This is a genomic window from bacterium (genome assembly GCA_021158245.1).
GTDB lineage: Bacteria > Zhuqueibacterota > QNDG01 > QNDG01 > QNDG01 > QNDG01.
On sequence record JAGGVB010000021.1, the window covers coordinates 1 to 12,868 of the forward strand.

A 12,868-nucleotide genomic window follows, 5' to 3' on the forward strand; every position below is an offset into this window, starting at 1 on the left:
ACAATCCACTTAACTATTCCAATCTTGATGATACCTATGCTCACAGCGGCACCTACTCGGCACTTCTCCGTGAGAGAGATGATGACAGCGACGAGATGGTATTCTACTCTGAGCCTGTTGCTGCTGATCCGGGAGACTGGTACGAGGTTAGTGTGTGGGCCAAATGGGACAGCGTCAACACCAATGCAGACTACGCTCCCAGCAATATAGTTCCCGAAAATATTTCAGATCGTCTCGGCATGTGTTTCTTCTTCCACAAGACTTCTCTTAAAGGGAATTGGGATCTTACAGGCGGAGATCAGTTCTTCTACTTTGATCAGCGTGATTCAACATCAGACGGCTGGGTGCAGTACCGTGTTGTTGCACAGGCTCCTGATGATGCAGTAGGACTTTCATGCCGTGCACGTTTTAATCCCTTCCCTGAAGGATACTGCTGGTACGATGATTTCTCTATCAGAAAAGTAAAGGTTGTTGATACCACATCTCCTGTAGAGGATTTGAACCGAGGGAGAAACCAGGTTCCTGAAAAGTTTAACCTTGGCCAGAACTATCCTAATCCGTTCAATCCTACAACTAAAATCGGATATATGATCCAAAAATCCGGTATGGTTGAATTGACTGTTTACAACATCATGGGAAAGAAGGTAAGGACTCTGGTAAATAATATTCAAAGTGCGGGATCCTACCTTATTCAGTGGGATGGATGTGACGATAACGGTAATATTGTTAATTCAGGCGTATATTTTTATCAGCTTCGCACTGAAAATAACACTATTACAAAACGTATGACATTTATGAAATAACACTATTTGCCGGGGCAGTTTTGATGGACTGCCCCGGTCTTTTTTCCAATATTACATTCCACAAGGGATGCAAGAAAAGGAAAAGGCTATGCGTCTAATGAACAGGTTTTTTATATTAAAAATTTTCATCTTTTTTATCGGGATGAGAACGTTGTTATTGTTCGGCGGGATAACCGGTAAAATTGCCGGAAAGGTTGTTGACAGTACTACCGGAAATCCTCTAATCGGTACAAACGTGGTTGTTACAGGTACAAACTACGGTTCAGCAACTGATGTGAACGGTAATTACAACATACTGGGACTTCCTCCGGGTGTCTATTCCGTGCGCGCTATGATGATGGGATACGGAACAGTGGAAGTGGGACAAATCCATGTTTCTGTGGATAAAACATCCCGGGTGAATTTTAAACTGAAACCCGCAGTGATGTCAGGCAAGGCTGTGTCTATTGTTGCTGAAAGGCCTATTGTTCAGAGAGATTTAACGTCAACTGAAGCAGTAGTAGGGTCAGATGCTATCAGCAAACTGCCGGTTGACCGGGTAGGTGATGTAATCAATCTGCAGGCAGGTGTAGTGAACGGGCATATGCGCGGCGGCAGAGCAGGTGAAGTCATGTATATGATTGACGGTATACCTGTCAATGATGTATACTCAGGCGAATCTGCCATTGAAGTTGAAAATAATGCAGTTGCCGAACTTCAGGTTATAAGCGGCACTTTTAATGCTGAGTACGGACAGGCTATGTCCGGTGTAGTTAATATTGTGACCAAAGAGGGGAAAGATAAATACAGCGGTGAGTTTTCTTCCTACTTTGGGAATTATGTCAGCACGCATTCTAAAATATTTTATAATATTAATAACGTTAACCCTACAGTTAATGTCCAGGGAAATATCAGCGGGCCTGTGCCGTTTTTGAATAAGAGGGTTAAGTTCTTTATTTCGGGAAGATATTTTGATACGGACGGTTATATTTACGGAAGAAGAGTTTTTGTTCCGTTGGATCATTCCGACTGGACTGCAGATGATCCGAAAAAGTGGGATGTTATGGCTCAGGGCCGTAGTTGTTCATTTACCGAATCCCTTGCAGATTCCCTGATTAATAATGCAGAAGCAGTTCCTATGAATTCAAGACAGCGGATCACCCTGCAATCAAAAATTACATTCAAGCTTACAAATAAGGATAATATAAATTACGAATATTTTCTTCAGAGAAATGATTTTTCCGAGTATCAGCACAACTTTTTTCTGAATCCTGACGGAAATTATAAGAGAAAAAAAAGAGGTTACAATCACAGGCTGGGATGGACACATGTCTTCAGCAGCAATACATTTATGAACCTGCGTTTCAGTAATTTTAACAATAAATACAGTCAGTATGTTTTGGAAGACCCGTATGATAAAAACTACGTAAGCATTCAGCGGCTTCAGGATACAGGTGCCAATGCATTTTGTTCAGGTGGAATGGAGCTGTGGCAGTTTTTACGCAGTACAACCACTTCTTTGGTTAAAATGGATATTACCAGCCAGGTTACAAATACACATCAATTCAAGCTGGGGCTTGAAGCACGCAGGCATGAGCTGTGGCTCCATGAATTCATGGTAGTAACAGAGCTGCCTGACCGGATTCCGCCTATTACAACGTTTTCCAATAATGAGTACACACATCATCCTGTTGAATACTCAGCTTACATTCAGGATAAGATGGAGTACAGTGATATTATTGTAAATGCAGGACTGCGTTATGACTGGTTCGATCCTGACGGCGAGGTGCCGGTTGATTTTACAGATCCGGGGGATTCCAAAAAAGTGAAAGTTCAGGCACGAAGCCAGTTAAGCCCACGTGTGGGAATTGCATATCCTCTTTCTGATCGTGGTGCGATTCATATATCATACGGACATTTTTTCCAGATTCCGAATTTCGATTATTTGTATACAAATCCTGAATTCGATATTTACCCGCTTCAGAGTATAGCATCACCTCCGCCTCAAAGCCAGCTTAACACAGTGGGAAATGCTGACCTGAGGCCGCAGAAAACAGTTATTTACGAGATAGGGCTTCAGCAGCAATTGGCAGGTGATTTGGGGCTTGACCTGACAGCATATTATAAAGATATCAGAAATCTGCTTGGTACGGAAGTCTACATGACTAATGAAGGGTATAGATACGGACGTTATATAAATAGGGATTATGCCAATGTCAAAGGAATCACAGTAGCCCTTGAGAAACGTCCTGCCATGGGTATTGCAGCTACAATTGATTATACCTTCCAGATTGCAAGAGGAAACGCATCTGATCCCAATTCGGCTTTTCTGGATCAGCAGACAGATCCGCCGAAGCAGACTGAGAAAAAAATGGTGCCTCTGAGCTGGGACCGCAGGCATCAGATAAATCTGACTTTGAGTATGGGTACGCAGAGCGGATATAACGTCAGCATCATAGGACGTCTCGGTACGGGGCTGCCCTACACGCCGTCTCATCAGAATTATCAGACTGGTGTTGAAAATAGTGCGCGAAAACCCACTGTTTACAATGTTGATCTCTACGCGTATAAAGATTTCAAAGCAGGTGCTTTGTACATGACTCTCTTCATGAGGGCATATAATCTTTTTGACCGTTTAAATGAAGACAATGTTTTTAGTGATACCGGACGTGCAGGTTACTCTCTTGCACCTCTCTATGCCGGAGGCCTTCGTCCGAGAGGTTTAAATAGCCTTAATGATTTCTATATCAGGCCTGATTTCTATTCCCGTCCAAGGGAAGTGAATATAGGCGTTAAATTTAAATTTTAATCATTTGCTGCTCTATTTATAGAGGTGGTTTCATGGTAATAAAAGATAGATTGATTTATGCAGGTTTTATTGCAGCTTTCTTTATGCTGATTTCATCTGTTTCAGCCCAGAGAAAGCCGGATCCCAATACAGGGAAAACATTTTTGCGAAGACAGGGTATAATGGACGGAAATCTGGTTCGTACAATTTTTATCAATTGGGGAGAAATTGCCCATTGGCCGGATCAGCCTTCAGGTGAATGGCCCAAAGGAAGCGGCCACTCCTATGTGGACGGAGTTGCCCTGGTGGTTCAGGCCAGAACCCTGGACAATGATGGAAAAGTAATTTACCCTATGGAAACCCAGTACAGGGAATTCGTGGATAAAGGGCCTAATGATGAACTTTGGGGCTGGGCTCCGCTTCCGGGTTATTTTAATGAACTGGGCGATGAACCTGCAATGAGCGATGATCCTGAAACCTGGCCGTATCGCTGGCCGGATCAGCCTGAATATTATGATAAAAAAACAGGCCGTGCTGTCTGGAACGGGTGGAGGGGTAAAGGGATAATTCAGGCTGATCTTGAAACATATTTTGTTTTCGATGATGACCCTGATGAGGAGTGGAATTTTTATCCGGATCCGGATAATCCTGAAAGGCGCGGACTTGGTCTTGAAGTGGCCACCCGCCTTTTTCAATGGGATCATGTTCTTGCAGAAGACTGTATTTTTGCTATATACTTTATTACCAATGAAGGAAAAACCGACTACGACAGCACATACTACACTTTCTATATTGATTGGGGAGTAGGAGGTACTGACGATTCATCAGATGATACAGGCGACTATGAAACAGTGCTGGATATTGCCTATGCCTATGATTTTAACGGCCTGGGTTCTCCCGGCCAGTGGGGGCCTGTAGGTGTTGCAGGGTTTGCATTCCTCGAAAGCCCCGGTTTATCCAATGACAGCAGGGATAATGATCAGGATGGTGTTATAGACGAGCGGCGCGACAGCGGCCCCGGAGTCTGGCTTGGATCACCGCCTTACGGTGTTTCCAATGAGAAAGATTTCAAACGTTTTTATAACAGAGACCCGAAAGCTCACTGGTCAGGCGATGAAGATCAGGACTGGCGGAAATATGAAGACTCTAATGAAAACGGACGATGGGATAAGGGTGAGGCTCTTCATGATGATGTAGGTGCAGATGGCTTGGGTCCCTTTTCAGCAGGCTATCCGGGCCCGGATCAGGGAGAGGCAGACGGCAAACCAACAGAAGGCGAACCCAATTTTGATTATCTTGATAAGGATGAATCGGATCAGATCGGCCTGACAGGTTTTGCTATTTTCCCTGTTCACACCTATGAACTTCACAATGAGAAACAGAACTGGAAAGTTTTCAGCAGTGCACTTCCTCCAAGAGAAGGCCTGCAGGTAACAGCCAATCTTGGTATGTTTTTCTCTTCCGGCCCCTTTGAAGTAAAAGCCGGACAGACTGAAAACTACTCCATGGCTCTTCTCTTCGGAGAGGATATGGTTGACCCTGATCCTGCAATCGGCGCTCATCTCGGTGATTTGGCGCCTACCAAAAAGGCAGTACAGTCAATCTATAATGCAGATTATACTTTTGCAGTCCCTCCTGATAAACCGACTCTTAAAGTTATTCCGGGAGATGGGAAGGTAACTCTGATATGGAATTCCAAGTCGGAAGATTCGTATGACCCGTTTCTTCAGGAGTATGATTTTGAAGGATACCGTGTTTACCGCGCAACTGATCCTGAACTTTACGAGACCCGTGTTATAACCGATGGTTACGGACGGCTTACATACCGTAAACCTATTGCCCAGTTTGACCTCAAGGACGGAATCAAAGGGCTGCATCCGATAGATGTCTACGGGGCCCATTTTGATCTCGGCAATGATACGGGACTTCGCCACATGTATGTTGATAAAGACGTTAAAAACGGCCAGACCTACTACTATGCACTTGTTGCTTATGATCGGGGATATATTGATACTACAAGCTCAGGCAGCAATCTTGGTATTTCTCCTTCGGAATGCGCCAGTGTTATTAAGCAGGATGTGTCAGGAAATATAGAAGTGGACATTAACACAGCAGTAGTTACGCCAAACACGCGTGCAATCGGATATATTGCTCCGAAACTGGAAAACGGGCTTGTTCATACGGGGCCTGCAACAGGAAGTGTTGACCTGCAGTTTGTTTATGAAGACTCTGTTCTTGACGGACACTCTTATGAGCTGGTTTTCTCCGATTCAGCCAGGTTTCACAATTCAGATACTTCTTATTACCGGCTTTTTGATGTGACAGACGGGGATTCCGTTCTGCTGGTTGGCCCTGCAGAATTTACAGAATCTGCGGAAAGCCCGATTATTGACGGAATGGTTCTAACTATTGACAATGATGAGACTGTGGAAATTAATCCCGATTCAACAGGATGGATTAACGGAAACTGCAATTATCGTGTTACAATAGATTTTGACCCGCGCTTTACAAGCGAGACAAATAAGACATTTAATATTAATTTTTCGAATTCTGCGGATTATGAGATCAGGTTTTACGACAGTATAGCAGACACGTCCAATTCCGGGAATCTCGGTTATCCTGAAGTGCCCGTATATTTTTCTGTGTACAATCTAACAGATGATAAACCTGCTAAATTTTTGTTTCGTGATATGGTACCTGATAATACACTTACACCTGACACCACAGAATCGATCATGATTTATGAAGATAATCCCAGTACAACATTCAAAATCAGCACGACCTGGAGAGTTTCGTTTAGGACTGATACTTTGAAGCCTGAAATAATTCCGCCTCAGCCGGGAGATGTTTATCGGATTTCTACACTAAAACCATTCCGTACCGGTGATGTAATCCGTTTTGATGTAAAGGGAAGGCGTTTTGATCAGCAGACAGCCAAATCGGATATGGACAAAATTTCTGTGGTGCCAAATCCATACGTGGCTGCTGCTTCGTGGGAAGCTAAGAGCCCGTACAGGTTCGGAAGAGGAGACAGGCGTATCTGGTTTACCAATCTGCCTGAAGAGTGCACTATCAGAATCTATACTGTGCGGGGGTATCTCGTAGACACAATTGAGCATTACGGAACAAACAGAGAGGGCGCCGAGTCGTGGGATCTGGTTTCCAAAGACGGAATGGACATTGCGTACGGAATCTATATTTTCCATGTGGATGCGCCCGGTATTGGTGAAAAGATCGGCAAATTTGCTGTGATTAAATAGAGTAAGGGAGACGTTTAACATGAAAAAACTGATCATGTTTTTTATCTGTCTGGGTTTTGCTGCAACTGCATCCGGCCAGTTTGTAAGCGATGTCTCCAAGGTTGGAGTCACGGCAGCCCCGTTTCTTGAAATACGCGTAGGGGCCAGGGCTATTGCCATGGGCAGTGCATTTGTCGGCACTGCTGATGATGCAAGCGCTCTGTACTGGAATCCGGCAGGAATTGCTAAATTAAACAGGCCCGAGGCTATTCTTGTTCATACGAAATGGATTGCGGACATCAGCTTTGACTACGTTGGCCTGGTATTGCCAATCGGCAGTTTTGGCACTTTGGGAGCATCTGTAACTTCATTGAGCATGGATGATATGATGGTTAAGACAGTTGATCAGCCTAATGGAACAGGCGAGTATTTCGGAGCAGGCGATATTGCAATGGCCCTGACTTATGCCTTTAATGTTACAGACCGCTTATCAATTGGTTTTACAGGAAAGTATATTCAGCAGCATATCTGGAACGAGAGCGCATGGGGCGTAGGTTTTGATATTGGCACACTCTTTACAACAGGGTTCCGGGGGATGAGAATCGGAGCAACTCTTTCAAATTTTGGTACTGATATGAAAATGTCCGGAAAAGACCTTCTGGTCTATCACGATATAGATGAAAGTATTGACGGAAACAATGACAGGATTTTTGCGGAACTTAAGACTGAAACCTGGCCTCTATCTCTGAATTTCCAAATTGGCGTTGCTATGGAAGTTCTTAATAATGAAGTACACCGCATAACTTTAGCCTCTGATGCACTGCATCCGAGCGACAATACAGAATCCATTAATGTAGGCATGGAATATGCTTTGAGAGAAATGTTTTTTTTCCGCGCAGGATATCAGACCCTATTTATGCGCGACACAGAAGAGGGGCTTACTCTCGGCGGGGGGATTAACATGAAATTCATGAGAGGCCTTAAGCTCAGGCTTGATTATGCCTATGCTGATTTCGGACGGCTTCAGAATGCACAGCAATTAACATTGAGAATACAGTTTTAGGATGAGTTTAATTTATGATTTTTAAAATAATTGAAGATTCTTTTAAAAGAAAAAGAATGATCAGAAAACTTCTGCCTGTTTATATTTGTCTTCTCATTAGTTTCCTGATTATCCTGTTTGGTTCATGCCAGTCAGGAGGGAATCATTCGGGATCAGGGGAGATGATCTACTGGTCATCCAATAATCAGGATGAAATCAATCTTGCGAGAGAGGTTGTTGCCGAGTGGAATTCCCTCCATCCTGATATGAAAGTGAAACATCAGCCTGTGCCTGAAGGTGAGTCCAGCGAAGAGGTGATTCTCGCTGCAGTGGTGGGAAAGACAACACCTGACATTTATTCAAATATGTGGCCGGGAGATGTTGCCTCTTATGTACGTGCACACCAGCTTGTTAATTTTGACGGGTTTGCTGATTTTGATTCTGTGGCCTCTGATAGATACAGCAGTGACATTATTGAGCAGTCACGGTCAAAGAACGGACATATTTATCAGATTCTCTGGAAAACTAATCCTGTGATGCTGATTTTTAACACAACAATGTTTAAAGATGCAGGTGTAGCTGAGCCCGGAACATACTCTGAATATCTCGAAGCAGGCAGAAGAATCAGCCGTGATACTAACGGTGACGGCTATGTGGACAGATGGGTAGGTATTGCAGGTATCCGGGCAAGGTGGAGAGACAGGCTTTTTGATTTTTACCCTCTCTATATTGCGGCATCCGGCGGTAAAACCCTTTTGGAAAACGGAAAGGTGGCCTTTGACAATAAGTACGCTGTGGGCGTTTTTAAATTCTATCGTGATATTTATAAAAACAACTATTTCCCGAAAGAATTTACAACCGGACGCAGGGATTTTTTCCTGTCAGGATTGGTAGGTTCCAGAGTGGTCGGGCCGTGGGAAATCGTACATACTGAAAAGTTTAAATCTAAAGATTTTCATTATGACTTTATCCATGTGCCGGTTCCGGACAGCACACGGAAACCGATCTATACTTATGGAGATATGAAAAGTATTGTTATTTTTAAAAATTCAAAGCACCCCCGCGAAGCATGGAAATTTATCCAGTTCATGATTAACAGGGAGAATGACCTGAGGCTTTTGAAATTGGCTACTCAGCTACCCTTACGGCATGATATACTTAAGGACCCTTTTTACAAAAAGTATTTTAAAAATCATCCTAAAATGATTAAATTTGCCCTGCAGGAGAAATATATTAAAAATGTGGATGAATCGCCGACACTGAAAGAGGTGTTTGACGCTATTTCTCAGGAGTTTGAAGCATGTGTAGTTTACGGAGCCAAAACGCCTGAACAGGCAGTTCATGATGCAGCGGTTCGAGCAAGACTGGTTCTGGAATAGAGGAGTTAATGGTTTGAAAAAGAGCAGGATCGGATACCTTTTTGTTTCGCCATATCTTATTCATTTTATAGTATTTATTGCATTCCCTTTAATGTTTTCGTTTATCCTTGTTTTTCACCGCTGGGATATTCTTTCATCTATGAAATGGGTGGGGCTTGATAATATTCGAAAGCTCATGCATGATGAGCTTTTTTTTAAATCAATTTATAATACATTGATTTTTCTGATCATTCACATACCGCTTCAGATTATATTTGCGCTGTTTATCGCAGAACTTCTCAATCAGAGCATCAGATTTAAAGGATTTTTCAGAGCGGCGTTTTTTCTGCCTGTTGTCATATCCGGGGTGGTCATATCCCTGTTGTGGAGCCAGCTTTTTGCTCAGGATACAGGTATGCTCAATATTATTCTGACCCGTATCGGCCTTGACCGGGTTCCATGGATTACGAGTCCGAGAATGGCAATGCCGTCTATTGCTATTGTGGCTACATGGAAAAATGTAGGGTTATACATAGTACTGTTTCTTGTAGGGCTGCAGGGTGTGCCGAGAAACCTCTACGAGGCAGCGGATCTGGAGGGGGCGAGCCAGTGGCAGAAGTTCCGATACATCACTCTCCCGATGATCAACCCTACCATGTTTATGGTAGTTGTACTATCCACAATTGGAGGATTTTCTCTGTTCATTGAGCCTGTTATAATTACAGGCGGAGGCCCGATGAACAGTACACTCTCTGCAATGATGTATATTTACAAGCAGGGGTTTAATTTTTACCATATGGGATATGCTGCAACATTGGGGTTCTTCTTTGCGATTATTGTTCTCGCTGTAATCATTCTGCAGAGAAAGTTTGTGGAGAAGGATGTACAATACTAATCATTCAGAGGAATGTTTTTGATGAGAAAACCGCTTATATACACAATTCTTATAGTTTTTGTAGTATTTTCAATATATCCTTTTTTATGGATGGCAGTATCTACCATTCGGCCGGAGTCGGAGATCGGTGCCTTGGGGTTAATTCCTTCGAGTGTTACTCTAAATCATTACAAAGAGGTGATTCACAAGATTCCTATATTCAGGGCTCTTCTGAACAGCCTGATTGTTGCGGGGTCAGTTACAGCGGGTGTTTTGATTTTCGGATCTATGGTGGGATATGCATTGTCCCGGCTTAGATTCAGAGGCAGAAACCTTATTTTTATGGTAATCATTTTTACAATGACGCTGCCCTTTCAGATTACGCTGATTCCGCTCTATGTTCTAATGGTTAAGTTTCACTGGGTTAACAGCTATCTTTCACTGATTGTTCCATACATGCTGTCAGGATTCAGCATTCTGCTGTTCCGGCAGTATTTTATGACACTGCCCCAGGATCTCATTGATGCTGCCCGTATAGACGGCTGCAGCGAGTTGTGGATTTTGTTCAGAGTACTATGGCCCAATTCCGTGCCTGCGCTGATTACTGTCGGTATCCTGACATTTATGGCATCGTGGAATGAAGTGCTTTGGCCGTTAATTGTGATACGTGACAGGGCCATGATGACCATGCCCCAGATTGTAACAATTTTTCAGATTGGAGGCCAGGCTGAAGCAAGGCTTGGAGTCAAACTTGCCGCTGCCATGCTGCTTGCACTGCCTGTGATTCTGGCATACAGTTTTTTCCAGAAGTACTTTATTTCGAGTATGGCGACTTCAGGATTGAAAGAATAAGGATAAAGGATAAAATGAAAAGATTGTGTACTTTATTCATTGTTGCTGGAATGTTAATTGTTGGTTGTCAGAATGGGGTAAATCCATATTTTCAGTCTCAGTTGATTAATCTTAATCATCTTAATCATCTTTGTGAGGATGTGGTTATTAATGGAGATTCGGTCTCAATTGTGCATATCTATGCGAATTATCCTGAGTACAATTGGGTTGATGCAGGGCAGGAAGGCATTGCCTGCGTGGATGATGGCGCAAGAGCTGCAGTTGTCTATTTACATTATTATGAGCTGTCAGGAAATGTCTTTGCTTTGAACAGGGCAAGAAAACTGCTTAATTTTGTTATGGCTCTGCAAAGTGATGACGGGGAATTTTACAATTTTATAAATTCTGATTATACAATTAACAAAACCGGCAGGACAAGCCGCAAATCATTTGATTTTTGGGCTGCAAGAGGCTATTGGGCCTTAGCGCGGGGATACAGTACATTCTGGGATGTGGATGAGGAATATGCCTCTTTGTTAAAAGATCGGTTCCTGAGATGCAAGCTGCCCCTTCGCAAATTATTGAAAAGATACGGAGAGTATGAATCAATAAATGGAAGAGAGTACCCTTTGTGGATGATAAATAATTTTGGGAGTGATGCTGTATCTGAATTTCTTCTCGGTATGGCGCAGTATCTCCGCATGGAAAAGGATACTGAACTTGAAGGCATGACTGAAAAATTGGTCAGAGGTGTGCTGGATATGCAGCTTGGCGATGATGAAAAATATCCCGGCGTTTTCCTCTCCTGGAAGGGTGTTTGGCATGCATACGCTAATTGCCAGGTTCAGGCATTGGCTGAACTTTCACGGATTATGGATAAGCCTGCTTGGCTGAATGCAGCGCAAAAAGAGGCGGATCTGTTCTATCCGAAGCTGATCAAACGCGGTAATCTGTACTCAATAAAGATGGAAAAAATACCGGAAATAAAGACATTCCCTGTTATTGCCTATGGCGTACGCCCTGTTGTTTCAGGGCTTATCAACCTGTCCGAGGCTACCGGGGACAGGACATATAGTGTAAGTGCCGGCCTTGCTGCCGCCTGGTTTTTCGGCAGGAACAGGTTAAAAGCTGTTATGTATGATGTAAACACAGGCCGCTGTTTTGACGGAATAAATGATTTTAAAAACATAAATCTTAATTCAGGAGCCGAATCAACTATTGAAGCTCTGATGAGTCTTCTGGATGTTGCAAGTCATCCAAAAGCTTTTGAAGAATTTGACAAATGGAAAAAAGAAAACGGAAAACCAAATAGAGGAAATTTTTCTTCTGATGACTGACAAGAAAAAACCGGAAAGCAATATACGTAAATTTGATCTAACCGGAGAGTGGCGTTTCCGTTTGGGAAAGCCTAATCATATTGAATCTCCGGTGAATGAAAACCCTGAACAGTGGATGAAAGCAGAAGTACCCGGTACAGTTCACACTGACCTGATGGCTCTTAAAAAAATTCCCGATCCCTTTTTCGGGGACAATGAGTATAAAGTTCAGTGGGTGGGTGAGGCTGACTGGGAATATTGCCGGACATTTAATATATCCCGGGATTATCTGGAGCAGCAGAGTATTGATCTTATATGTGAAGGCCTTGATACTCTATCAACAATTTTTATAAATGATAAAGAGGTTGGTAAAACACGCAACATGTTTATCACACACGGTTTTCCGGTTAAGAAATTTTTAAAACCGGGTGAGAATGAAATACGTATCTATTTTGACTCACCCCTTGTTTACACAAGAGAGATGGAAAAACAGTACGGAAAATTGACGGAAACACGCCATTCTCATCGTATGTATCTGCGTAAGGCCCAATACTCTTTCGGATGGGACTGGGGGCCTATGCTTCCCACATCAGGAATCTGGCGCTCCATATATCTTGAAGCATTTGACAGTATTCGAA

At 43.1% G+C, this 12,868-nt stretch carries 9 protein-coding genes; all 9 read left to right on the top strand.

Features of this window, described 5'->3' with window-relative positions; genetic code table 11:
* On the top strand, positions 1 to 803 hold an 803-nt coding region (locus tag J7K93_01075; GenBank protein MCD6115581.1), incomplete at its 5' end, for a T9SS type A sorting domain-containing protein.
* A gap of 88 nt (positions 804 to 891) precedes the next feature.
* Positions 892 to 3,591 (top strand): TonB-dependent receptor, encoded by a 2,700-nt coding sequence (locus J7K93_01080; protein ID MCD6115582.1) that lies wholly within the window; start codon positions 892 to 894, stop codon positions 3,589 to 3,591.
* Positions 3,592 to 3,623: 32 nt separating this feature from the next.
* Entirely contained in the window at positions 3,624 to 6,830 is a 3,207-nt protein-coding gene (locus J7K93_01085; protein ID MCD6115583.1) for a hypothetical protein, read from the top strand.
* Positions 6,831 to 6,849: 19 nt separating this feature from the next.
* Positions 6,850 to 7,872 (top strand): PorV/PorQ family protein, encoded by a 1,023-nt coding sequence (locus tag J7K93_01090; GenBank protein MCD6115584.1) that lies wholly within the window; start codon positions 6,850 to 6,852, stop codon positions 7,870 to 7,872.
* Positions 7,873 to 7,886: 14 nt separating this feature from the next.
* Positions 7,887 to 9,230 carry a sugar ABC transporter substrate-binding protein gene (locus tag J7K93_01095; protein ID MCD6115585.1) on the top strand — a complete coding sequence of 448 codons (1,344 nt, stop codon included), beginning with the start codon at positions 7,887 to 7,889 and terminating at the stop codon, positions 9,228 to 9,230.
* Positions 9,196 to 10,104 (top strand): sugar ABC transporter permease, encoded by a 909-nt coding sequence (locus J7K93_01100; GenBank protein ID MCD6115586.1) that lies wholly within the window; start codon positions 9,196 to 9,198, stop codon positions 10,102 to 10,104. Before J7K93_01095 ends, J7K93_01100 begins: the two co-directional genes overlap by 35 nt.
* A gap of 21 nt (positions 10,105 to 10,125) precedes the next feature.
* A complete protein-coding gene (locus tag J7K93_01105) occupies positions 10,126 to 10,935 on the top strand; it encodes a carbohydrate ABC transporter permease (GenBank protein ID MCD6115587.1) in 810 nt (269 codons plus the stop codon).
* 14 nt (positions 10,936 to 10,949) lie between these two features.
* A complete protein-coding gene (locus J7K93_01110) occupies positions 10,950 to 12,251 on the top strand; it encodes a hypothetical protein (protein MCD6115588.1) in 1,302 nt (433 codons plus the stop codon).
* Positions 12,244 to 12,868, top strand: a 625-nt coding sequence (locus J7K93_01115; GenBank protein MCD6115589.1) for a hypothetical protein, incomplete at its 3' end; no start/stop codon positions are given. The genes J7K93_01110 and J7K93_01115, both read left to right, overlap by 8 nt.